A 22,112-nucleotide genomic window follows, 5' to 3' on the forward strand; every position below is an offset into this window, starting at 1 on the left:
CCCATTGGTTCGCTCGCTCCGCTCGCTCACAGCGCCAGCTCCGGGTGCAGGCGTTTGACGGACCAGATGCGGCCGCGCTCCACGGCGAGCGTGGTGAGCGCGAGCCCGAGTACGAGGAAAGCCGACAGCACGCCGCAAGCCTGCCACACCACGGTGAGATCGCCACCGCTGATCAGCCTGCGCAGCGCCGACACCACCCAGCTCATCGGCAGCCACGGCGAGATCGTCTGGAAGAACCCGGGCGACGTCTCGATGGGATACGTACCGGCCGCCGAGGTGAGCTGCAGCATCAGCAGCGCCAGCGCGACCACCCGTCCGGGCGGACCGAGCAGCGCGTTCACCGCCTGCACGACCGCCATGAACGCGGCGGTCGCGAGCAGCAGCAGCCCGGCGAGCCCGGCCCAGCTCGCGGCCTCCAGCCCGAGCCCGAGCCGCAGAACCGCCACCAGCACGCCCACCTGCGCCGCCCCGAGCACCACCGCCGGCAGCCAGCCCGCCAGCGCGATCCGCACCGCGCCCGTCGTGCCCGCCAGCCGCCGCTGGTTCAGCGGCTTCAGCACCATGTACGCGATCATCGCACCGACCCAGAGCGCCAGCGGCAGGAAGAACGGCGCGAAGCCGGTGCCGTAGTTGGGCACCTCGTTGTCGACGGTCTTGGCCAGCCGGACCGGGTCGCTCATCACGTCCGCGCGGTCGTCGCGCTGCTTGCCGTCGTAGTCGGGGATCCGGGCGGCGCCGTCGCCGAGCCCGCCTGCCAGCTCCTTCGATCCTGCGGCGAGCTTGGTCGCGCCCTTGTCCGCCTGGCCCGCGCCGTCGTGGAGCCGGTCCACGCCGGTGCTCAGTTCGCTCGCGCCGTCGCTCAGCCTGACCAGCCCGCCGCCCAGGCGTCCGATGCCGTTCGTGACCTGGCGCGAACCGTCGGTCAGCTTGGTCGCACCCTGGTAGAGCCGGTTCGCGCCGGTCGCGGCCGTGCCCAGACCGGAGTTCACCTTCGCGGCGCCATCGGCCAGCTTGCCCAGGCCCGTGTCCAGGGCATTGAGCCGGCTCCTGGCCTGGTCCAGCTTGGACCCGAGCCGAGGTGCCACGGCCGCGATCTTGCGAGCCTGCGCGGCCAGCTCCCGCGCCTGGTTCCTCAGGTCCGCGACGCCGTCGATCCGGGTTCCCGCGCCGCTGCCGACGCTCGTCCGGGCGGCGTCCTGGGCCTGGTCCGCCTGAGTGGCGGCCCGGCGCGCGGCGGCGGCCGCGTTCCGCAGCAGGCTGCGTACCTCGGGGTCGGCGTCCGCGCCGAGGCGGTCGAGCGCGGCCTGCGCCTGCGAGCTCGCCTCCCTGGCGCTGTCGGCCGCGCTTCCCGCGCGGGTGTTCGCCGCGCTCGACTGTGCCACGCCCGTTGACGACCCGCCGTCGGCGACCTTGTCGGCGGCGTCGGCGACCGCCTCGGCGGCCCTGGAGATCTTGGGGCCCCATTCGTCCAGCACGGGGACGTACGTGTCGGCGAGCTGGTTGACCGTGCGAGTCTGAGCGTGAACCTGCTGGTATGCCTCCTTCGCTCCGGAACTGAGCGGAGTGGTGCCTTTCTCGTGGAGCTGGTTCAGGCCGTCCCGCAGTTGCCCGATGGCCTGCTGCGCCTGCGTGAGGCCCTGCGTGACCTGGGACGAGCCGTCACGCAGCCTGCCCGTGGCGGTGTTGGCGGTGCTCAGGCCGGCGGAGAGCTGCCGGGCGCCGTTCTCGGCCGTGCCCAGGCCGTCGCTGAGCCGGGAGACGCCGTCACCGAGCCGCACGACGCCGTCGTGCAGCTTGTCCGCGCCCTCGGCGGCCTCCGCCGTCTTGTCGTGGATGTCGCCGATCGAGACGAAGACGTTGTCAAAGTAGTCGTGGATCGCCGTGCGCTCGGCCGCCGCCCGCACCTCGTTGAACACCGCGTCCGAGATGCTGCCCATGATGTAGCTGCGGCCCGTGTCCACGCGCAGCCCGAGCCGCGCCGGGCTCGGTGCGGCGTCGTCGTCGGCGGGTGAGGCCAGCTTGGCGCTGAAGTCGGCGGGCACGGTCAGCGACAGGTAGAACGTACCGTCCGCGACCCCGTCGGCCGCCTGCCTCGCGGTGGTCTCGTGCCAGCCGAAGACGTCGCGCTTCCGCAGCTCGCCGGCCAGGTCGCGGCCCGCGTGCAGGGTCTTGCCCGCGGCTTCGGCAGGCCGGTCCTCGACGACCAGCGCGACCGGCACGCGGTCCAGATTGCCCTGCGGGTCCCAGAACGACCACAGGTACAGGCCCGCGTACAGGAGCGGCAGCACCACCACCGCCGCCAGCGCCGCTCTCGTCAGCCGCGACCGCAACATGCCCTTCATGACAGCTCCACCAGCTGGTCGAAGCGGACGGGCGGCGTCACGCACGAGGCCACCACCGTGCGGTCGAGGCTCCGCAGCAGGTTCCACAGCGCCTGCTGCCGGTCGGCCGGCAGGCCCGCGTCCACGTTGTCAGCGACGATCACCTCGGGCTCGTCCAGCAGCGCCAGCGCGAGGCCCAGCCGCACGCGTTGCTCGCGATCCAGCTCCCGCACCAGCGTTCGCTCCTGGCCCGCCAGCCCGACCCGCTCAAGAATCTCCTGGTACGGCCGGCGCCGCCGCTCCCGCAAGTGCTCCCCGACCGTCAGCGACCGGTCCAGATCCGTCACCCCGTCGATCAGCGCCAACGCCACAGCTTTGCGGATGGCGCGGCGCCCGGCGTGCCCGGCGACGTTCAGTGCGCCTTCGGTGGGCTTCATCCGCCCGGCCAGCGTCAGCAGGAGGCTCGTCCGCCCGCTCCCCGCCGAACCCGCGACCACCGTGAGCGTGCCGGCCCCGGCCTTCAGCGAGACCTCCGGGTACACCCCCTCGACCGCCAACCCTTCCGCAACGATCACCATGACTCCATTGTTTGTACTGACCAGTCAGTACAAAGATAGGGCCGGTTCGCGCGGCCGCACCCATGGAGGCGCGGTGGCATTCGTCACCTTTCGCCATCCATCCATCCATCCGGCCGGCCGGCGTCGCCCCACCCCGGCTTCAGACGGACCGTGCCGTCTACACGGTGTTGTTGAGCGTCAGATCGTGGATGTCCCGATTCCTCAGCACACCGGCGTACAGCCGCTTCGCCAGCGGCCCCCTGACGGGGCGGCTGAGGATCAGCGGAACGAGCTGCTCGTGCCTGCTGCCGTGGGATCGGAGACCTCCATGGAGCTGCGAGAGATCGTGATCGACCGCATGGCGGCCGAGCGCGGTGTCGGCCGCGGCCGCGAGACCGATGTCACCGATGCGGTCCGCCGGAAGCTCGTAGATCGTCGCCGCGTCCTCACGTTCCCAGACCTCTTCGATGCCGGGCAGTGCCGCGAGGGCACGCACAGCGGCCCCGCGATGCTCGGGAGCCAGATGCAGCCAGGCGAAGCCCCCGAGCGCCCCGTGATGCTTGGGGTAGGGGTCGGTGATGGGCAGCACGATCTCCTCGAACGGGACACCCGCTTCGGTGAGGAGGTCGCCGAGATAGTGCACCCGAGCGGTGCCGGCGTCGTGGTGCTTGGCGTTCATTCCATGATCGGCGGTGATCCCCACGGTGCACCCAGCGTCCAGGTACGCGCCGAGCAAGGCGTCGAACTCGACGAAGAACCGGTCGGCGAGTTCGTCCCCGGGTGCTGCCGCATGCTGGACCCGGTCCGTGAGGGAGACGTAGATGAGACGCAGCTCGGGAACCCGCTGAAGCACGGCGAGGCCGATGCGCATCGCGTAGTGGCTGGCGGAGGGGTCGTAGACGTCGGGAGCAGGTGTTCCGACGAGCTCCTCGATGTCGTCGATCCCGTACTCGGGCAGTGCGGCACCTGTTGCGCGTTCGACGCTGACGCTCGGCACACCGCCGTTTCCGAGCAGGCGCCGGAGCTTGTCCTTGGTCGTGACGGCCAGGGTCGGGATCCCGCGGGCGGCGAACTCGGCGTGGATGCTCGGCGCGCGAAGAAATCGAGGATCATTGAGCAGTTCCAGTGAGCCGTCGGGCAGCCGGCAGTAGTTCCCGGGGATGCCGTGGATGGCAGGCGGAACGCCGGTGACGATGGAGATGTTGTTCGGGTTGGTCAGGCTCGGCATCTCTGACGCTCCGACGGAGAAGACGCCGCCGCCGTCGAGCATCCGCTGGAGACGGGGCATGATGCCGCGGCTCAGCCCGTCCCGGAAGTATCGCGGGTCACCACCGTCGACGGTGATGACGACGACGGGGTGATCCGGGACGGTGTACGGGCGATCGTTCACGGTGATGGTGGTCACGGTGTCCTTTCTTCACGGACGCTTTCGATGAAGAGCTCTTCGACCAGCGTCGGCGGTCGTGCCGCCAGCCTGATCAGCTGGATCGGGCGTTCGGGAGGCGCCGGGTCGAGATGGACCTCTGCGACCCGGCCGAGCAGCAGGGCCTCCTCGGCGACGGCCCTGGGCAGGCAGGCCAGGCCGAGACCCTGGGCCACCGCGGCAACGATCGCGCTCGTGCCGGCGATCGTGCCGGCATGGGTGCGTGGGATTCCCCACCTCTGCGCCATGTCAACCTGGTACTGGCGCGTGGTGGATCCCTCCTCTCGAAGCAGGATGCGGGTGCCGCGCAACAGGCGCGGCTCCACCCGCTGCCCGGCGAGCGGGTGATCGCCGGCCACGATGACCACCTGCTCCTCGCTTCCCGCTGCCGTCGCGCTGAGAGAGGGCTGCTCGCTTTGAGCGGCGACGAGCGCGAGAGGCAGCTCGCCGGAGAGCACCTTCTGGGTGATGAGCGAGGAGTTCGCGACGTGGAGTTCCAGCTCGACGTCCGGGTAGCGGTCCAGGAACGAACGCAGGAGCCGTGGAAGCAGGCGCTCCGTCGCAGTGGTCGTGCCTCCGATGGCCAGGACACCGGCGACCGGCGCTCGTCGTACACGCGTGATCTGATCCAGCGCCTCGTCCGCGAGGGCGAGCAGACCACGGCCGTACTCAAGGAGCTTCTCACCGGCCTCGGTGAGCCTGAGCGACGGCGCGGAACGGTCGACCAGCACCGCACCGACCTCGCCTTCGAGCTGCTGAAGGTGAGACGAGACGGTCGACTGCGCGACGCCGAGCGCTCTCGCGGCCGCCGAGATACCGCGGTGGTCGGCGATCGCCACGAATACCTGAACCCGTTGGAGGCTGAGTTTGCCGGTCATCGGCCGCTGACCTTCTCCGGCTCGGATGTCAGCGGGACGGGAGGCGCGGACTTCCCGGACATGATGGCGTTGGCGGCCGACGACGAGATCTCGCCTTGCCAGCGCGCGATCACCAGACCTGCCACCGCGTTGCCGAGTGAGTTCACGACGGCGCGGCACTCGGACATGAATCGGTCGATCCCGAAGACGAGCATCACACCCGAGACCGGGATGACGGACGTCGCCGACACCGTCGTGGACAGCATCACGAAGCCGCCTCCGGTCACGCCCGCGGTTCCCTTCGACGACAACAACATCACCGCGAGGAGCAGCAGCTGCTGGCCGAGATCGAGGTCGATCCCCAGCGCCTGTGCGATGAACATGCTGGTCAGCGTGAGATAGATGCATGTGCCGTCGAGGTTGAACGAATAGCCCGCGCTGACGGTGATGCCCGCCGTCCCCTTGTCGACGCCGAGGCGGGTGAGTTTGGCGACGATGCCGGGGATCGCGGCTTCCGAGGAGGACGCGCCCAGCGCCAGCAGGATCTCGTCCTTGAAGTACCGGAAAGTGTGCAGCGGGTTCAGCCGTACCAGCAGCAGGATGCCGCCGAGGACGACGACCACGAACACGATCGATGTGCCGTAGAAGGTGCCGATCAGCTTCAGCAGCGCGCCGATGGTCGCCACCCCGAAGTGGCCCACGGTGTACGCCATCGCGCCGAACACGCCGACGGGGGCGGCATACGTAACGAGTCGCACGATCGTGAACAGGACCTCGCCGATCCGATCGACCGCCCGGGCCACGGGCCGAGCCCGATCGCCGAGGACGGCCAGGGCGACGCCGAACAGAACGGCGAAGAACAGAATCTGAAGAATCGCGCCTTCGGCGAAGCTCGCCACGATGTTCTTCGGGAAGATCTGCAGCACGTAGTCGGTCCACGACATCTCTGACGCCGCGTCAACCCGCGCGCTCACCTCGTCGGTGAGCTGAAGCTGAGCGGGGTCCACCGCCAGGCCGTCACCCGGGCGCACCAGGTTCACGGCGAGGAGCCCGAGCAACAGCGCCAGCGTGGTCACGATCTCGAAGTACGCGATCGAACGCAACGCGATCGCGCCGACGTGCCGGAGCCGGTTCACGGCCGCGATACCGCTGACGACCATGCAGAAGACGATCGGTCCCAGCAGCATCGTCAACAGCCCGACGAACGTGTCCCCCAGAACCTCCAACGACGTCGCGAAGCCAGGTGCCACCAGGCCGACGATCACGCCTGCGGCCATTCCGGCGAGCACCCACGCGTACAGCTGCCGGTACCAGGGCCTGCGCACGCGCTGAGCACTCTCGACAACGGCTGAAGCCATGATTTTCCACCTCCACCTGATGAGGCGAGCGCATGCCTCGCTCCGCCCACCCGGACATCGTGGGCGGCGACACGTAGAGGAAGGTGAACGACGGCCACCCGGCCAGGCGAATGTGCGACGACAGGCCGGCCACCGTCCGATGGCCCCCATCGGGTATGCCGATCAGCAGGTACGCCACCGGCGAAGCCCCGGCGTGATCGGGATCATCGCAGTAGAGCTGACATACCCCCACAATGTGAGTGATGTCAGTCCAACCCCTTGCGCGGGCCACCGCCTCTCTCCTCGGCTTGGCCCTCGGCGACGCCTTCGGTTCCCAGTTCTTCGTTCCCGCCAACCACCACGCACTCTCCTCCCGCCTCCTTCCACCCGGCCCGTGGCAGTGGACGGATGACACCGAGATGGCGTGCTCCGTCTATCGCGTCCTGGCCGATCACGGCGCCATCGACCAGGACAAGCTCGCCGCGAGCTTCGCCGACCGTCATGACTTCGACCGCGGATACGGCCCGGCGACGAACCGGATGCTTCGGCTGGTCCGCGAAGGAGGCGACTGGCGGACGCTTTCCGCGGAGCTCTTCGACGGCAAGGGCTCGTGGGGCAACGGTGCCGCGATGCGCGTGGCGCCGCTCGGCGCCTGGTTCGCCGACAACCTGCCGCAGGTGGTCCGGCAGGCCGACCTGTCGGCACAGGTCACCCACACTCATCCGGAAGCGGTGGCCGGCGCCATCGCCGTTGCCGTGGCCACAGCCGTGACCGTCAACGAACCCGGCCTCCCCGCCGGTCGTTTCCTCGATCGGGTCAGAGAGCACGTGCCCGCGAGCATGGTCCACGACGGTATCGCCGAGGCGCGGCAACTCCTCACCATCAGCGACCCCGTACTCGCCGCCCGGATGCTCGGGAACGGGCGACAGGTCAGCGCTCACGACACGGTCCCGTTCACCCTCTGGGTGGCGGCTCGCGAACGCCATGACTTCGAAGCGGCCATGTGGACCACCGCGGCGGCCGGCGGGGACGTCGACACCACCTGCGCGATCGTCGGCGGCATCGTCGCGGTTGCCGAGAACGCTTATCTGCCGCAGGAGTGGAGAGGGCGATGTGAGCCACTACCGGACTGGGCAGGCGCCCCCAGCCCATCTCCACGTGAGGCGCGCGGCCGATGATCAGCCGCTGTATCTCGGCCAGGTCCATCTCATAGGCGGTTGCCCGCTGTGTACCGGTGCGGTGCGTCGCCGCCCTGCCCGTCGGAGACGTCGACGATGCCGGGCAGTTCACTGATCAGGCGGGCCTGCGCCGTCGGGGAAAGGAAATGATGGTGCAGGTCGAGTCTGTGCAGGTGTGTCAGCGGCTGACCGGTCAGTAGCGCCTCCGCGCCGGTGTCGCTGAGCGTGCCCAGCGACAGGTCCAACGCTTCCAACCTGGCCACCACCGGCGCCGTCGCCACCGCCGCGGCTATCTCATCTGCGAGTTCGGCGTTGCGCAGGCCCAGACACCGCAGCCGCGGCCACCGCGCGCCCGAGAGGATCGGCGCGAGATCGGCGATCGTCGGCCCGTCGTGGAGCTCGTCGCCCAGCCACAGCTCGAGGTGTTCCAGAGCCGGAAGGTCCGACTCCGCGATCGCGACCACCGTTTCGCGGGACAGGGCGCCGGACTCGATCGCCAGATGTCGCAGTGACGCATGCGTGAGCGGATGGCGAAGGCCGGTGCTGTCGCCCATGCCGCCGCGCACCCGTAGCGTCTCAAGCCGCGGATATGCGGCGAGCAGCTCCTCCACGTGGGCGTCGTACCACTGGTCGAGGCCGGCTTGCTCGCCGACGAACATCGCCTTCAGCCCGGTCAACCGTTCGGCCGCCTCGCACAGGATCTGGATCGGCGCCTCGTCCTCCTCCAGCTCAGGCCCCCAGCGCCCGACCACCAGCGCCTCGACGGAGGCGGGCGGCACCGTGTCGAGGAAACCCTCGAAAACCGCCCGGAAGATCGGATGGGTGCGATCGCCCTCGAACTCGGCCAGCACTTCCCATTCTTCGCCTGAATCGTCATCCGCCTGGGGGCCGATGCTGATCCTCCAGGCCACGGTTTCATCGGACTGCCGGCCGTCCGGTTCGTCGCCCCCGAAATCGACGACGGCGCGACCGGCGAAGGCGGTGGGAGACTCGGCGCCGTCCGGATGATTCCGGTAGTGCCCCGCGTAGGTCCAGCTCATCGGCGCTCCTGTCCCAGGACTGTCGGGCCGCCGCTCCGCCGGCGGCCGGCCGGGGAGACCCTATCGATCGCCCTTGCCGCCTGACTCGACGTTGATCGTCTCGTTGTCTCGCCGGGCGCCGTGTCAAAGAGTGGCTGCACCAGGGCCGCCCAGCTGCTGGCGCGTCTGAACGAGCAGCTCTGGGACCGCGCGGCGGGACAGGGCAAGCGCCTTGCGCGCGATGCGGCGGCCGTCGCGCGTCCGGCCGGCGGCGCTCAGCACGAGCGCGTGTGCCGTGAGCGCCGAGAGCAGCGCCGGGGTGTAGGCCAGGGCGTCCTGCCTGGCCGCTGACTGCGTCACCTGGACCATCCGCCCACTGCTGGAGATCGCTTCGTCAGGATCCGTCCGGCAAAGGATCTTGGCGTGGGTGCCGCTGACGCGTGCCAGGAGGTGGAGATACTCACCGCGGTACAGGTTGATCAGTCGCTCGCAGCATTCGACCGCCTCCTGCGCGTCCGCGAGTGCGTCCTGCTCTCGACCGGCGGCAAGCTCGCAGGTGGCGCGGATGTCCAGGACACCGGCCAGGGCGGGCAGGTAGCGGTGGTCGTCGCGCGCGCTGATCGTACGTAACGCCGTCAGGGCCTCCTGGCTCGCCGCCAGGGCCTCGTCGTGACGCGCAGCGAGGCTGAGCAGGCTTGCGCGGGTGGCGAAGGTCATGGCCACGTCACGCTCGTAGTCGGGGCCGCCGCGCCACTGGCCGAGGCCCTCCCTGCGGATCCGCAGAGCCTCGGCGTTCACCTCAAGGGCCTCCTGGGGCCGTCCGGCCAGCTGGAGCATGCCCCGGTGCGCGTCAAGTGCCTCGGCGAAGCCGTCGAGATGCTCGCGGCGGCGGTCGGGGGCGCTGTCCAGCAGGCTGCGCTGATGCCCGATCCGTTCGGCGCTCGCCTTCAGTGCCTGTTCGACCCGGCCCGCGCCGAGCAGGGCCCTGGCGTGCTGGTCCAGGGCGGTGGCCAGCTGAGGCAGGTAGCGATCGGGGTCGGCCTGGGACGGGGCGCGCAGGGAGTCGGCCGTGGCGGCGAGCTTGCGTATCCGCCACCACTTCCCGATCGGCGGCAGGAGCCAGCCGAGACCGATGATCACGGCGAACGGCAGCACCGTCGCCCAGCCCGGCCACACGATGAAGGAGATCAGTGCGGTGCCGGCCACCAGCCCCAGGAGGACCATGACCGCGCAAGATCGCATCATGACGACCAGTGTGACGCCCGGCGACCAAAGCGCAATCCCGGGCTCAGGCGCAGCGGCCCTCCCGATTGTCGCGGAGGGCCGCTGCCTCTCCTGGCGGTCCAAAGGGACCGGTCGGCTAAGCCCAGGGGCGGGGGAAGGCGTCGCCGTCCAGCCGCTCGCCCGCGGCGAGTCCGAGAGGATCGGTCACGACGTGCCCGGCCCCGCTGTAGCGGGTCGCCTCGTCCATGTAGATGGTGACGTGCGCGAGCCGGGCCTGGTCGGTACGGTTGGGCAGCGCCATGTGGCCGGTGTAGCCGCTGTGGAAGGTGCAGTCGCCCGCGCGGAGCGGCACGGTGACGCGGGGGATCCAGCGCAGGGACGGGTCCGCCTCGAACAGGTCCTCCTCTTCGTGGAGGTCCTGCGGACGCAGGCCGTCGCGATCCTGGGTGCCGGGCAGGAAGGTCATGCAGCCCCGCTCCGGAGGAACGTCCACCAGCGCTATCCACGCCGACAGCGGGAGCCGGTCCCCCGTGTGCGGCCAGTACGGACGATCCTGGTGGAACTCCGTGGCGGCGTTGTTGTGCGGCTCCTTGACCAGCATCTGGTCGTGCCAGAGCCGCAGCGAGAACCCGGCGAGCTGTTCGGCGATCCGGCCGATCCGCGGGTCGAACGTGAGCTCCCGCAGCGTCTGGTCGCGTTGCCAAACGTTGACCAGCTGGCTGAAGGTGCCCTGCTTCTCCAGGCTCTCCGCGCGGTGCGCCTCCAGGAACGCCTCGGCGCCGGCCCGGAAGCGCTCGACCTGGCCGGGCTCGAGCACGCCCCGTACTCGGACGAAACCGTTTTCGCGGTAGGCCGCCACCAGCTCGTCCGGCACCCGGCCGTCGGCGCCGACGTCGCTGACGAACTGCTCGGTCGTGGTCGTTGCCATCGCTGACCTCCAGGGTTTCTTGCTGTTGGGATACCGCAAGCCTCGTCGAGACGTGCCGCCACGGGCTAGGCCGATCCCGGCGATTAGTCGTACGATCCCGACATGCCTGCCATGCTGCACGAGCACGCGCTGTTCGCCGGAGGCCCGGTCCTGGCAGGTGTCCACCACCTGAACCCCGACATCGAGCCGCACGCGCACGACTTCCTCGAGATCGCCGTGATCGGAACCGGCCACGGCCGGCACATGACCAGCCGGGGCGAGCACCCGCTGCGGCGCGGGCAGGTCGTCGTGCTCCGCCCCGGCGCGTGGCACGGGTTCCGCGACTGCACCGACCTGACCGTCGCGAACTGCTGCCTGTCCGCCCAGGCGCTACGGGGCGAACTGGCGGCGCTGTACGACATCCCGATGCTGCGCCGGATGATGTGGACCGACCCGGTGGCCTCCGGCACGCACGGCGTGGCGGTCACGACCGTCGATCCGGCCGCCGCCGAAGAGGCCATCGCGGAGATCGGCCTGCTCGAACGGGACCTCGCCGCCGAGCGGCGCCGGCCGGGCCGGGTGCTGGGCCGGCTGGTCACCGTGCTCGGCGTCCTGGCCGACGGCCGCGACCCCGAAGGGGAGACGCTCGAATCCACCGTCCACCCCGCCGTCGCCGCCGTCATCGCCCGGCTCGAGGCAGCGCCCGCCGATCCGTGGCGGCTGGATGAGCTCGCCCGGTCGGTCAACCTGGATCCCGCCTATCTCGGACGGCTGTTCAGGCAGTACGTCGGGCTGACGCCGCTCGGCTTCCTGGCCCGGCTGCGGGCCGAGCGCGCCGCCACGTTGCTGGCGCACTCGACCCTGCCGACCGCCCGGGTCGGCGCCGCCGTCGGCTGGGACGACCCGACGTACTTCGCCCGCCGCTTCCGTGCGCTGGTCGGGCTGACACCCACCGAGTACCGGCGACGCAGCCGATCAGCCGCCCATGCTCAGCTCGGCGGCCCGGCCGAGCGGACGAGTCCCTGACCCCCAGGGAGGCCCGCCACCTGGACCGTAGCGTCACCCCGTCGGCGAGGGCGGGCCCGGGCGCCGGTGCCAGCGCAGCCAGGCGGCCTGGCCGCCGTCGATGAGGATGTCGGTGCCGGTGATGTAGAGCGACCCCGGTCCGGTCAGGAACGCCACCACTTCGGCGATCTCGGCGGGCGTACCGGTTCGGCCGGCGCCGCAGGCGTCCAGCATCGCCATCATGTGGTGGCCGGAGGAGGACTCCGCCTCGGACCTGGCCATCGCGGTGGAGATCACCCCGGGGCTGACCGTGTTGACGCGGGCGCCGCGCCGGTTCCACGCCAGGGCCGCGGCCTGGGCGCGGACCTGGTTGCCGCGTTTGGCGAGGATGTACGCGGCCGTCGCGTCCTCCCCCACCGTGGCGATCACGTCGAGGGAGAGCAGGTCGCCGGTGGGCGCGGTGGCGAGGGCCCGCTCGTCCTCGTGGCTCAGGCTCGCGTAGTGGCCCGCCATGCTGGCCACGCAGACCAGCGAGGTCCCCCTCGTGGCCACCGTCTCGAACGCGTCGATGACGTGCGCGGTGCCGGCCAGGTCCACCTGCATGATCTTCTGTACCGTCGAGGTGGCCGCGGAGACGCCGGCGGTGTGGACGACCGCGGCGACGCGTCCCTCGGCGGCCGCGGCGTCGGCGAGCTCGATCACCGATCGGGCGTCGGAGACGTCGGTGAGCTGCCCCTTGGCGTCGTACCCTTCGGCGCGCAGGGCGGCGACGGCCCGGTCCAGGGCGTCGGGGAAGGCGTCGGCCAGGATCAGCGTGCGGCCGCTGCCGATGCGACGGGCGACGGCCGTGCCCATACCGCCGGCGCCGGTGACGACCACGACGTCGGGTTCGGTCATTGCTGCTCCACCAGGCGGATGGCGGCGGCCGGGCAGGCGGCGGCCGCCTCGCGTACCTCGTCGTGATGCTCCGGTCCGGGCTCGGCGTCGAGGAGGACGGCGACGCCGTCGTCATCGCGCTGGTCGAAGACGGCGGGGGCGACCATCGCGCACTGCCCGGCGGCCACGCACTTGGGCTCGTCGAACTCCACTCGCATGCTCATCCCCCTCACCACGTCACCGGCAGCGACTTGAGGCCGTACGCGACGCCTTCCATCGCGAACTCGACCTGCTCGAACGGCACCGCCAGCGCGAGGGTCGGCACGCGCCGGTAGAGGGTGCCGTAGACGACCTGCAACTCCACCCGGGCCAGCGACTGGCCCAGGCACTGGTGGGCGCCGTAGCCGAAGGCATGATGCTGGCGGGCGGGCCGGCTCAGGTCGAGGTGTTCGGGGCCGGGGAACTGCTCGGCGTCCCAGTTCGCGCCGGCCAGGTCGAAGATGACGCCGTCGCCGGCCTTGATGGTCCTGCCGTGCAGCTCGATGTCCTCGTTCGCGATGCGGCGGATGCCGCTGTGCACGATGGTCAGGTAGCGCAGCAGTTCCTCGACGGCGTTGGCCACGAACTTCGGGTCGTCGCTGTTCTCGCGCAGCAGGGTCAGCTGCTCCGGGTTCCGCAGCAACGCGAGCGTGCCCAGCGAGATCATGTTGGCGCTGGTCTCGTGGCCCGCGATGAGGATGGCGCTGGCCATGGTGATGGCCTCCTGCCGGGTCATCTCCCCCGCCTCGACCCGCCCGGCCATCTCGGACAGCACGTCGTCGCCCGGCTCGGCCGTCTTCCGGTCGAACAGGGCGCTGAGGTATCCGCCCAGAACGCGGCCCGCCTCCTGGGCCTCCTCGGGCGTCGACTCGTGGCTGACCAGCGTGTGGCTGTTGGTCTGGAACAGCTCATGATCCTCGTACGGCGCGCCGAGGATCTCGGTGATGACCACGGTCGGCACCGGAAGGCCGAGAGCCTGGACGAGATCGACCGGGTTCGGGCCGGCGAGCAGGTCGTCGATGAGGCCGTCGAGAACCTCCTGGATGCGGGGCCGCAGCGCCTCGACCCGCTTGACCATGAACGGCGCGTTGACGGTGCGGCGCAGCCGGGTGTGCTCCGGCGGGTCCGTGTTCGTGATCAGCGCCGGGTGGTGCGGGGCGGACGCCGCGCGGCTGCGGGTCATGTGCGGGTAGCCGGGCCGCTTCTCGTCGATGCTCAGGCGCGGATCGTTGAGCAGCGCCCGCTGGTCGGCGTGCCGGGTGATGAACCAGGGCGTGCTGCCGTCCCAGATGCGTACCTTGCCTACCGGGTCTTCCCGGGTCATGCCGCGCACCGCGGGAGCGGGCGCGAAGGGACAGGCCGATTCCCGGGTCATCGGGTAGTCGGGCACGGAGGTCGTTCCAGACATGGGTCTCCTCGAGGGATCGTCGCCACGGTCCCGCAGCCGGGATCACCCTTGTGGCGCGAAGACGATAAACCCATGCAAACAGGCCAACCTGACGGGGCCCGGACGGCAACCTGACAGAAGCCAGACGTGGCGCAGATCACATCGAGGCAGGGTCTCCCAGCCAGTAACCGAAGCCGCGCCTGGTGTGGATCAGCGCCGGCGAGGTCTCGTCGACCTTCTGGCGCAGCCGGGACACCAGACGTTCGATGGCGTTGAGCTCCCGGGGCTCGTCCCACACGTGCAGGGCGAGTTGTTCCTTGGACAGGACGCGACCGGCGTTGAGCAGCAGATGGCGGAGCAGCCGGTATTCCGCCGGGGTCACCTCCAGCCGCCGCTCGCCTCGCCAGGCCTGGTAGACGATCTCGTCCAGAACGAGGTCACCATGTCGCAGCACGGAGGCCCGCGGTGCCGCCTGCCTCCCCCGCAGCAGCACCTGCACCCGGGCCAGGAGCTCGGCGTCCCGGCAGGGCTTGGTGACGTAGTCCTCCACCTCGATGCCCACCTCGGGCAGCAGCGGCTCCAGCGCGTCGCAGGTGGTCATGCAGATGATGGGCGGCCGCGCCACGAGGCGCGGCCGGTTGCGGGCGAGGTCGTGCAGGTCGGGGATGTCGACGTCGACGACGAGCAGGTCGAAATGCCGGTCACCGAGCTCGGCCATCGCGGCGGCGCCGGTCGCCACCGGCGTGACGTGGTGGCCGGCCTCCGCGAGTCGCGCGGCCAGCGATTCGCGGGAACCCGGGTCCGGAACGATCAGGAGCAGGCGGTGGCCGGGTGAGGGCGCCTCCCGCGTCCTGACGTCTCTGTACGTGTGAACGCTCTCTCCTCGGAGCGACATCACCCTCCCTGGATCCGCATGCAAAGCGTCGTCGTGCGGCGGGCACGCCCGCCCTCGGACAGGCTACGCGCTCGCGCGCTCCCTGACATCCGCAGGCGGCCCGCACCAAACGACGCTATCGGCGGGGACAGAGGCGGTGGCGGGCGAGCGCGTCGTAGAACGGTTGGTGGTGCTCGGCGATGCGGCGCAGGTGCTCGTTGGTGTCGGGCGTCTCGCGCCGCCCGGGCGTCTTGGCCACCAGCCCGCTGCTCTCGGCCACCTCCGCGTGCCACCGGTCCGTACGCTGCCAGTTCGCCTGTCGACCGGGATCCCAGCGCATCGCCTCGGGCATGAACTCGAGCCCGACCCGCTCGCAGTATGCCCGGACCGTCGCCTCCGGATCGGCCACGAGATCGTCGCCGTCGATCACCAGGGGGACCTCGCCGGTGGCCGACCGCACGGCGTCGAAGATGGCGTGCAGGTATTCGAACCCGTACTCGTCCTGGGTGGCCTCGGGGTTGATGGCGTAGTGCGAGGCTATCGCGCTCCGCGGCTCCCGGATCATGAACGTGTTGATGACGTCGCTGAACAGGCGCCCGTCTTCGAGCAGCGGCGCGTACGTGTAGTCGGAGGTGTCCTTGGCGAACACCCGGCGCCCGCCGGCGTTGACCTCGAGCATCGCGTCGAGCAGCTCGACCGCCGACGTGACGCGCCTGCCCGTGAGCTCGAAGTGGCCGTCCACCTGCAGGTACGAGAACGGCTCGTGGACCACCTCGAGATCGCCGCGCTCGAGCATGATGCGCAGGAACGCGGTGGAGCGCGATCGGGGCACGGCCCACAGCAGGATGGGCTTCGGCGCGGCGCTCATTGCGACCACGCCGTGGGCCGGCGATCCCAGCGGTGTTCGCGCAACTGCGCCATCAGCTCTTCGCTCAGTGGTTCGGCGTCGCTGGTGGCGATGTTGGTCCGGACGTGCGTGAGGTTGCGCATGCCGGGGATCACGGTGGCGACGTCGGGGTTCTGGAGGATGAAGCGCAGGGCGAGTTCGGGCATGGTCATGCCCTCGGGCACGATCCGCGCCAGCCGTTCGGCGCGCTCCACGCTCGCGACGAGGTTCTCGGGTACGAAGTAGGTGTTGCGCCAGTCGCCTTCGGGCCAGCGGGACTGGCGGGTGAGGGTGCCGGTGAGAGTGCCTTCGTCGAAGGGCACCCGTGCGATCACCGCGACGTCCAGCTCGCGGCATGCCGGGAACAGTTCGTCCTCGGGGGCCTGGTCGAAGATGTTGTAGATGACCTGTACCGCGTCGATCAGTCCGGTGTTCAGGGTCCGCAGGACGTTCCAGGGTTCCCATCGGTTGACGCTGATGCCGACGCCTTTGATCAGCCCGCGTTCCTTCATCTGGATGACGGCGTCCTGCCAGGCCGCGTCGTGCGCCCAGTCGTCCTCCCAGACATGGAACTGGAACAGGTCGACGGACGGCGTGCCCAGCCCTTCGAGGCTGCGGTGCAGGTATTCCCAGAGATGGTCCGGCGGGTACACCTCGGACAGTTTGGAGTCGCGGGTGGACGGCCAGGCGCGATCCTTCGGCGGGGGCTTGGTCGCGATGTGGAGGCGGCGGTCCGGGTGCCGCTTGACCAGCTGCCCGAGCATCCTTTCGCTGTGTCCGCGGCCGTAGATCCAGGCGGTGTCGAAGTAGTCGCACCCGAGCCGGACGGCTTCGTCCAGCGCGGTGTCGCCGGTCTCGTCGTCGGCGCCGCTCCATCCGCCCTCGCCGCCGGCTATGCCCCACATCCCGTAACCCACGTCGCCGACCATCCAGCCCAACCGGCCGAATCGACGCTCACGCATCACTTCCTCCTTTCACGCCTGAACGGCGACTTCCTAGCTCCAGCGGTTGCCGCCCGTGCCGAACCGCGTCTGCTGCACCACGGGGCCGGCGGCCTTCATCCGCTCGACCTGGACGAGGCCCCGGTGGACGGACAGGGTCACGCTGCCGCCGACCTCGCCGACGAGCCGGTCGATCCCGTCTCGCGCGGCATGCGCGGCGGGCTCTAGCCAGCGCGCCTCATACATGGCGGCGCCCAGAACGGCGGCCAGCCGATCGTAGAGTTCGCGGCCCGCCGCATCGAGGCTGGCCTGCAGGATGCGGGTCCACGCGCGTTCGAGCAGCTCCAGGCCGGGCGCCTCGTAGATGCCCCGGCAGACCGTGCCGATGATGCGCCGCTCGACCACGTCGCGAAGCCAGATACCGTGCCGCGCGCCGATGTCGTTGGCCAGCGTCATCCACTCGACCGGGTCGGGGCCGCTGCCGTTGACGTCGGCGACCCGTCCGTCGAGGAAGGTGACCGTGACGGTCTCGGGCTCGGCCGGGCCCTGCCCGGGCCAGTTGCTCCACCGCGGCTGGAGCCGGGTGACCGGGGTTTCGAGGTCTTCCAGCTCGGCCGACTCGTGCGAGATGCCGGCGAGGTTGGCATCGGTGGACCGCTCGGCGCCGCTGCCCGGGTCGAGATGCAGCCCGTGCTCGGCGACGGCCGCGAGCATGGCCTCGCGATCGGGGAACCGTTCGAGCGCCTGCGGATTCGTCCACGGCTCGATGAGGGACAGCTCCGGTGCGACCTGGGCGCCGTAACGCGCGAAGCGGCGCTGGTCGTTGCCCCCGCCGACGCAGCCGTGCGTGAACGTCCGGCATCCGTCGGCCCGCATCCGCGGTGTGAGCTCGCTGACGAGCACGAAGCGCGCCGCACCGGTCGTGTTCCAGTAGCCGCCGTCGTGGCGGGCCCGGTACCGCAGCAGATCCGACGCCACGGCGGCGATCGATGATCGTAGATCCATGACGACTACATCGTCCCCGGATCTTCGCAGCGAAGAGGCAAGCGCGTCCATCTCCGCGCGCTCCGATTGACCGATGTCGGCGATATAGTGCCTCGTCGGAGTGGACCGTTCGTGAAGCCAGACTCCGACGGCGAGGGCGGAAAGTCCGCCCGATTGGAATAATCCGACGCGTGCGTTGCCATTGGCCTGCCGCACAGCCTTCCCCTTACACTGGTGGACGGGGGCGATGTCGGCACTCTATACGCCGACCGCCACCGACCCTACCCACGGACCGCGCGCATTCACACGCAGCATGCCAATGATCTAGAAATTGACCTGTCATATCGATGCGGCCAGCGGATATGTCCTCGAAGAATGTCCTTCGAGTTGAACAGCCCGTCGCGGAGAACGCTTCCGTGGATTGGCGGGCGCCGGCCCGGGTAAGGCCGGGTATGCCTCTCGGGCAATCTCTCATTTCCGCAGGCCATAACACCCTGCGCGGCGGGTTGCGCCGGCCGTGGCGGCGCCCGGGGTTGCGAATCCTCGCCACGTGTTCCAGTATGAGCAGTAACCCATTAGCTGCCTAATACCGGTTACTCACGTCCGGTGGAGGGAGGAACGCGTGTTCACTCAGCTTCACGATTCCCCAGCTCATCCCCCATGTTTCGGCACGTTGTCGCGTTGATCGCGGAGGAGCCGCCGCTTTTCCGGAGCCATCACCGGAAGACGTGACGGCGCCGGTGCAGTACGGGCCGCGGACCGCCGCGCGCGTCGCCACGGCCGAGCCGGCCGGTTCCGACGCCTGATCAGCCGGCCGATGCCGGCGAAGCCGCTGACGCGGTAATGCGACGACATATCAGCGCGCATTCGCCGGGGTCTGGCAATTCGCGTGATACGTAGCCACCTATTAACGGCCGCCGAAAAGCCTCCGAGGGCCGGCCCTGGCTACCTGAAACTCACAGACCTGAATAGTGACCGATCTGCCTGACCCGAGGATCTGTTGCCGGTCGCGACTATGGGAGCACGATGCCACGCCATCAGCAGACGCACCTGAGCGAACAAGCCCTGACCGCCATTCACTTATCCCTGGGACCGCGGAATGCGTTCCCCCGGCAAAGCACGGTCCTAGACCTGTTCCGCGTACAAAAAGAGAACGCACCGGACCGTCCCGCCGTCCGCTACCGGGACACCACGATGAGCTATGCCGATCTCGATGCCGCGGCCGACGTCACGGCCGATCGACTGATCCGCAACGGCGTTCCGGCCCGGCAATTGATACCCGTGCTGGCCGCGGACGGGCCCGAATTCCCGATCTCGCTCTTCGGGGTGCTGAAAACGGGCTCGGCCTTCGTGCCGCTGGATCCGGCCTGGCCGATCGACCGGCTCAACGCGATCATGGCCGAGCTGTCGCCGCCCGCCATCGTGGCGTCGCCGGCGACTGTCGAGACCGTCGCCGAACTGAACTCGTCCCTCCCGACGGTGATCGTCGACTGCGCGGAGCGGCCGTACGATCCGGCTGACCGCACACCCCCGCCGGCCGGCCGCGAACCTCGACCCGAAGACCTGATTTACGGGTTCTACACCTCCGGCTCCACCGGCACGCCCAAATGCGCGCTCAACCACCACCGCGGCCTGGTCAACAGGTTGACCACGATGTCGCGCCGCTTCGGTGACGGGGCCGATCACGTGACGCTGCAGAACAGCCGGTCCACGTTCGACTCCTCGATGTGGCAGGTGTTGTGGCCGCTGGTGTCCGGCGGGCAGGTCGTGCTGCCGCACCGCGACGGGATCCTCGACCTTGAGGAGACCGCGATGACCATCGGCCGCCACGGCGTCACGATGACCGACTTCGTGCCGTCCGTGCTCGCGGCGTTCGTGTCGCTGCTGGAGGCGCGCGAGGACCTGCGGGAGGCGACGTCGAGCCTGCGGCGCATGCTGATCGGCGGGGAGGCGGCCGGCCCCGGCGTGGTGCACCGGCTGCGCGCGCTGCTGCCCGAGCTCAAGGTCACCAACACGTTCGGGCCGACGGAGTGTTCGATCGGGTCGGTGTTCCACGAGGTCACGGATGCCGACGTGGACCGGATCCCCCTCGGTCGAGCCATCGACAACACCGCCGCGATCGTGCTCGACGACGATCTCAGGCCCGTCCCCGTGAACACGCCCGGCGAGCTGCACCTCGGCGGTGAGTGCATCGGCGCGGGCTACCTCGACGATCCCGAGCGCACCGCACGGGTGTTCGTGGCCAACCCGTTCCCCCAGATCACGGGCGAGAAGCTCTACCGGACAGGTGACCTGGCCCGGGTCGGCGAGGACGGGCTGCTGTACTTCATCGGCCGGCTTGACGAGCAGGTCAAGCTCGGCGGGGTGCGGGTGGAGCTCGGCGACGTCGCCTCGGCCCTGGCCGAGCATCCGCTCGTGGGCAGCGCGGTGGCGGTCGTGCTCGGTGAGGCGCCCCGATCCACTCTGGTCTGCTGCGTCACGCCGCGCTCGCCGGACGACTCGCCGTCCGCGGAGCAGCTTCGCGGGTACGCGGCGGAGAAGCTGCCGGCCGAGCAGGTCCCTCATAAAGTCGTGGTGCTGGAAGCGCTTCCACTCAACCGCAACGGCAAAGCGGACCGCAAGGCACTGGCCGCGCTCATCGTGGCCGAGTCCGCGTGGCAGGCGGACCCGGAAGAGCACGTCGAGCCGCCGGCCGACCCGATGGAGGAGCTGGTCTGCTCGGCGTGGCGCGAAGTCCTCGAGCAGGAACAGGTCTCGGTGGTCGTCCCGTTCTCCGACTACGGGGGCACCTCGCTGATCGCCTACCGGCTCACCGCCGCGGTCAGCCGGCGGCTGGGCAGGCCGGTACGTCCCAGGGATCTGCTCGTCGCCTCGACCGTGCGCGCGCAGGCGGCGCGGCTGACCAGGGGCATCGACGACGACAGCGCCGAACTGGCCTACATCAAGCACGACCTGGCGTGGCGCCCGCCGCAGACGCTGCTGCTCACCGGCGCGACCGGGTTCGTCGGGGCGCACATCTTCGCCGAGCTGCTGATGCACTCCAACGCCGAGCTGATCTGCCTGGTGCGGTGCTCCGACCCCCCTGACGGTGCCCGGCGGCTGACCGAGGTCCTCGATCAGTACGGGCTGACCTCCGCCTGGCAGCTGCTCCCCATGGCGCTCAAGACCGGACGGGTCGAGGTCGTCCCCGGCGACCTGGGCAGCGAGCTGCTCGGCCTGCCTCAGCGGCGATTCGACGCGATCGCGTCGGCCGTGTCCGGTGTCGTCAACGCCGCGGGCGCGGTGAACTTCCTGTCCGGCTATCTGGACCACCGCCCGGCCAACGTGCTCGGCGTGCAGGAGCTCATCAAACTCGCCTCAGGCGGCGCCCGCGTGCACGCCCTGTCCACCCTGAGCATCTTCCCGCCCGCAGGGAGGGCAGCCCCGCGCATCACCGAGGACCAGATCCCGGAGACGGACCAGGTCGCCGCGGACGGCTACAACAGGTCGAAGTACGTCGCGGAGAGCCTGCTCGCCGACGCGCACCGGCAGGGCGTCAGCTCGGTGGTGTACCGCCTCGGCGAGATCTGGCCGCACCAGGCGATAGGCGTGGCCAACCCGGATTCGCTGGCACACAACCTGTTGTACGCGTGCGCGCGCACCGGATGCGTGTTCCCGACCGAAGCAGAGACCGACGTGACGCCGGTGGACGTCGTCGGCCAGTTCGTGGCACGCGCCGCGACCGGCGACATCAAGGTGCCCGACGGCGCGATGCACGTGCTGTGGCCGGCGAGACTGCGCTTCGCCGAGGCGTTCGGCGTGCTCGCCGACCGGTGCGGGCTCGACCGGGTCGGCTACGCGCAGTTTCACGATCGCCTGGAGGCCGTCGCCGGGCCCGACGAGAGGCTCGCCGGGCTGCGCCTGCTGCTGCCGCCTCCGGCCGGCGACTGTGACGCGGCGCCGGTCGAGTTCGACCAGCTGTTCACCGACAGCTCCCGGCACTTCGACGCCCGGCGGTTCAGCCGGCACGCGGTCTCGCTGGCGCGGCCGACGGCGGACGGGCTCAGGACACTCGATCGCTACCTCAGCGAGCTGACCGACATTCCCGCCTTCGTACCTCAAGAAAGGTAAGCGAATGGAAGAGAAATTCGTCGTGGTGATCAACCACGAGGACCAGTACTCGATCTGGCCCGGCGGCCGGGAGATTCCGACCGGCTGGCGCGAGGCCGGAGCCGAGGGCGGCAAGAGCGATTGCCTGGCCCACATCGCGCAGGTGTGGACCGATCTGCGCCCGCTGAGCGTGCGACGGTGAAGGAGG

The 22,112-nt window shown here is 70.1% G+C and carries 19 protein-coding genes; 4 read left to right on the forward strand and 15 right to left on the reverse strand.

Annotated features, from left to right (window positions below; all coding sequences use genetic code 11):
- Window positions 1–26 precede the first annotated feature (26 nt).
- The 5 genes from ACIHFD_RS28385 to ACIHFD_RS28405 form a co-directional block, all read right to left on the reverse strand.
- Window positions 27–2,342, reverse strand: coding sequence for a YhgE/Pip family protein (locus tag ACIHFD_RS28385; protein ID WP_397369436.1), 2,316 nt, complete (start codon window positions 2,340–2,342; stop codon window positions 27–29).
- Window positions 2,339–2,899: an ATP-binding cassette domain-containing protein gene (locus tag ACIHFD_RS28390; RefSeq protein ID WP_397369437.1), complete on the reverse strand. Its 561-nt coding sequence runs from the start codon at window positions 2,897–2,899 to the stop codon at window positions 2,339–2,341. The genes ACIHFD_RS28385 and ACIHFD_RS28390 overlap by 4 nt, the downstream gene beginning before the upstream one ends.
- Window positions 2,900–3,056: 157 nt before the next feature.
- Window positions 3,057–4,283, reverse strand: coding sequence for an alkaline phosphatase family protein (locus ACIHFD_RS28395; RefSeq protein ID WP_397369439.1), 1,227 nt, complete (start codon window positions 4,281–4,283; stop codon window positions 3,057–3,059).
- The gene (locus tag ACIHFD_RS28400; protein ID WP_355192654.1) at window positions 4,280–5,179 is read right to left on the reverse strand and encodes a LysR family transcriptional regulator; all 900 of its coding nucleotides are present in this window, start codon (window positions 5,177–5,179) and stop codon (window positions 4,280–4,282) included. The genes ACIHFD_RS28395 and ACIHFD_RS28400 overlap by 4 nt, the downstream gene beginning before the upstream one ends.
- Window positions 5,176–6,516 (reverse strand): cation:dicarboxylate symporter family transporter, encoded by a 1,341-nt coding sequence (locus ACIHFD_RS28405; RefSeq protein ID WP_397369440.1) that lies wholly within the window; start codon window positions 6,514–6,516, stop codon window positions 5,176–5,178. The genes ACIHFD_RS28400 and ACIHFD_RS28405 overlap by 4 nt, the downstream gene beginning before the upstream one ends.
- A gap of 242 nt (window positions 6,517–6,758) precedes the next feature.
- On the opposite strand from ACIHFD_RS28405, the gene ACIHFD_RS28410 reads away from it, so the two are divergent.
- Window positions 6,759–7,673, forward strand: coding sequence for an ADP-ribosylglycohydrolase family protein (locus ACIHFD_RS28410; protein ID WP_397369441.1), 915 nt, complete (start codon window positions 6,759–6,761; stop codon window positions 7,671–7,673).
- 29 nt (window positions 7,674–7,702) lie between these two features.
- On the opposite strand, the gene ACIHFD_RS28415 is transcribed toward ACIHFD_RS28410, so the two are convergent.
- From ACIHFD_RS28415 to ACIHFD_RS28425, 3 genes are all read right to left on the reverse strand, one after another.
- A complete protein-coding gene (locus ACIHFD_RS28415) occupies window positions 7,703–8,713 on the reverse strand; it encodes a leucine-rich repeat domain-containing protein (protein WP_397369442.1) in 1,011 nt (336 codons plus the stop codon).
- Between the two features lie 123 nt (window positions 8,714–8,836).
- Window positions 8,837–9,937 carry a hypothetical protein gene (locus ACIHFD_RS28420; protein ID WP_397369443.1) on the reverse strand — a complete coding sequence of 367 codons (1,101 nt, stop codon included), beginning with the start codon at window positions 9,935–9,937 and terminating at the stop codon, window positions 8,837–8,839.
- A gap of 115 nt (window positions 9,938–10,052) precedes the next feature.
- Window positions 10,053–10,844 (reverse strand): phytanoyl-CoA dioxygenase family protein, encoded by a 792-nt coding sequence (locus ACIHFD_RS28425; RefSeq protein WP_350734982.1) that lies wholly within the window; start codon window positions 10,842–10,844, stop codon window positions 10,053–10,055.
- Window positions 10,845–10,946: 102 nt separating this feature from the next.
- On the opposite strand from ACIHFD_RS28425, the gene ACIHFD_RS28430 reads away from it, so the two are divergent.
- Complete coding sequence (locus ACIHFD_RS28430; protein ID WP_397369444.1) at window positions 10,947–11,849, forward strand: helix-turn-helix domain-containing protein; 903 nt, start codon at window positions 10,947–10,949, stop codon at window positions 11,847–11,849.
- A gap of 33 nt (window positions 11,850–11,882) precedes the next feature.
- On the opposite strand, the gene ACIHFD_RS28435 is transcribed toward ACIHFD_RS28430, so the two are convergent.
- The 7 genes from ACIHFD_RS28435 to ACIHFD_RS28465 all read right to left on the reverse strand — a co-directional run bounded on the left by ACIHFD_RS28435 (window position 11,883) and on the right by ACIHFD_RS28465 (window position 18,031).
- The gene (locus ACIHFD_RS28435; protein WP_397369445.1) at window positions 11,883–12,725 is read right to left on the reverse strand and encodes an SDR family oxidoreductase; all 843 of its coding nucleotides are present in this window, start codon (window positions 12,723–12,725) and stop codon (window positions 11,883–11,885) included.
- The gene (locus ACIHFD_RS28440; protein WP_397369446.1) at window positions 12,722–12,928 is read right to left on the reverse strand and encodes a ferredoxin; all 207 of its coding nucleotides are present in this window, start codon (window positions 12,926–12,928) and stop codon (window positions 12,722–12,724) included. The genes ACIHFD_RS28435 and ACIHFD_RS28440 overlap by 4 nt, the downstream gene beginning before the upstream one ends.
- Before the next feature lie 5 nt (window positions 12,929–12,933).
- Window positions 12,934–14,151 carry a cytochrome P450 gene (locus ACIHFD_RS28445; RefSeq protein ID WP_397369447.1) on the reverse strand — a complete coding sequence of 406 codons (1,218 nt, stop codon included), beginning with the start codon at window positions 14,149–14,151 and terminating at the stop codon, window positions 12,934–12,936.
- A gap of 136 nt (window positions 14,152–14,287) precedes the next feature.
- Window positions 14,288–15,025, reverse strand: a complete 738-nt coding sequence (locus ACIHFD_RS28450) for a response regulator transcription factor (protein WP_397369448.1) — start codon at window positions 15,023–15,025, stop codon at window positions 14,288–14,290.
- 115 nt (window positions 15,026–15,140) lie between these two features.
- A complete protein-coding gene (locus ACIHFD_RS28455; protein WP_397369449.1) occupies window positions 15,141–15,872 on the reverse strand; it encodes a sulfotransferase family protein in 732 nt (243 codons plus the stop codon).
- Entirely contained in the window at window positions 15,869–16,852 is a 984-nt protein-coding gene (locus tag ACIHFD_RS28460; protein ID WP_397369450.1) for an aldo/keto reductase, read from the reverse strand. Before ACIHFD_RS28460 ends, ACIHFD_RS28455 begins: the two co-directional genes overlap by 4 nt.
- Before the next feature lie 33 nt (window positions 16,853–16,885).
- On the reverse strand, window positions 16,886–18,031 hold the full coding sequence (locus ACIHFD_RS28465; RefSeq protein WP_397369451.1) for an argininosuccinate synthase domain-containing protein: 1,146 nt from the start codon (window positions 18,029–18,031) through the stop codon (window positions 16,886–16,888).
- Window positions 18,032–18,841: 810 nt separating this feature from the next.
- Between ACIHFD_RS28465 and ACIHFD_RS28470 the strand changes: the two genes are divergently transcribed.
- Entirely contained in the window at window positions 18,842–21,925 is a 3,084-nt protein-coding gene (locus tag ACIHFD_RS28470) for an amino acid adenylation domain-containing protein (protein WP_397369452.1), read from the forward strand.
- 4 nt (window positions 21,926–21,929) lie between these two features.
- Complete coding sequence (locus ACIHFD_RS28475) at window positions 21,930–22,106, forward strand: MbtH family protein (RefSeq protein ID WP_397369453.1); 177 nt, start codon at window positions 21,930–21,932, stop codon at window positions 22,104–22,106.
- Window positions 22,107–22,112 lie beyond the last annotated feature (6 nt).

The sequence above is a fragment of the Nonomuraea sp. NPDC051941 genome, assembly GCF_044593615.1.

Excerpts from the sequence above, each read along its gene's own strand:
- ACIHFD_RS28385 (WP_397369436.1), bottom strand. The coding sequence starts at position 2,342 with ATGAAGGGCATGTTGCGGTCGCGGCTGACGAGAGCGGCGCTGGCGGCG.
- ACIHFD_RS28390 (WP_397369437.1), bottom strand. The coding sequence starts at position 2,899 with ATGGTGATCGTTGCGGAAGGGTTGGCGGTCGAGGGGGTGTACCCGGAG.
- ACIHFD_RS28400 (WP_355192654.1), bottom strand. The coding sequence starts at position 5,179 with ATGACCGGCAAACTCAGCCTCCAACGGGTTCAGGTATTCGTGGCGATC.
- ACIHFD_RS28405 (WP_397369440.1), bottom strand. The coding sequence starts at position 6,516 with ATGGCTTCAGCCGTTGTCGAGAGTGCTCAGCGCGTGCGCAGGCCCTGG.
- ACIHFD_RS28410 (WP_397369441.1), top strand. The coding sequence starts at position 6,759 with ATGTCAGTCCAACCCCTTGCGCGGGCCACCGCCTCTCTCCTCGGCTTG.
- ACIHFD_RS28415 (WP_397369442.1), bottom strand. The coding sequence starts at position 8,713 with ATGAGCTGGACCTACGCGGGGCACTACCGGAATCATCCGGACGGCGCC.
- ACIHFD_RS28420 (WP_397369443.1), bottom strand. The coding sequence starts at position 9,937 with ATGATGCGATCTTGCGCGGTCATGGTCCTCCTGGGGCTGGTGGCCGGC.
- ACIHFD_RS28425 (WP_350734982.1), bottom strand. The coding sequence starts at position 10,844 with ATGGCAACGACCACGACCGAGCAGTTCGTCAGCGACGTCGGCGCCGAC.
- ACIHFD_RS28430 (WP_397369444.1), top strand. The coding sequence starts at position 10,947 with ATGCCTGCCATGCTGCACGAGCACGCGCTGTTCGCCGGAGGCCCGGTC.
- ACIHFD_RS28435 (WP_397369445.1), bottom strand. The coding sequence starts at position 12,725 with ATGACCGAACCCGACGTCGTGGTCGTCACCGGCGCCGGCGGTATGGGC.
- ACIHFD_RS28440 (WP_397369446.1), bottom strand. The coding sequence starts at position 12,928 with ATGAGCATGCGAGTGGAGTTCGACGAGCCCAAGTGCGTGGCCGCCGGG.
- ACIHFD_RS28445 (WP_397369447.1), bottom strand. The coding sequence starts at position 14,151 with ATGTCTGGAACGACCTCCGTGCCCGACTACCCGATGACCCGGGAATCG.
- ACIHFD_RS28450 (WP_397369448.1), bottom strand. The coding sequence starts at position 15,025 with ATGTCGCTCCGAGGAGAGAGCGTTCACACGTACAGAGACGTCAGGACG.
- ACIHFD_RS28455 (WP_397369449.1), bottom strand. The coding sequence starts at position 15,872 with ATGAGCGCCGCGCCGAAGCCCATCCTGCTGTGGGCCGTGCCCCGATCG.
- ACIHFD_RS28460 (WP_397369450.1), bottom strand. The coding sequence starts at position 16,852 with ATGCGTGAGCGTCGATTCGGCCGGTTGGGCTGGATGGTCGGCGACGTG.
- ACIHFD_RS28470 (WP_397369452.1), top strand. The coding sequence starts at position 18,842 with ATGCCACGCCATCAGCAGACGCACCTGAGCGAACAAGCCCTGACCGCC.
- ACIHFD_RS28475 (WP_397369453.1), top strand. The coding sequence starts at position 21,930 with ATGGAAGAGAAATTCGTCGTGGTGATCAACCACGAGGACCAGTACTCG.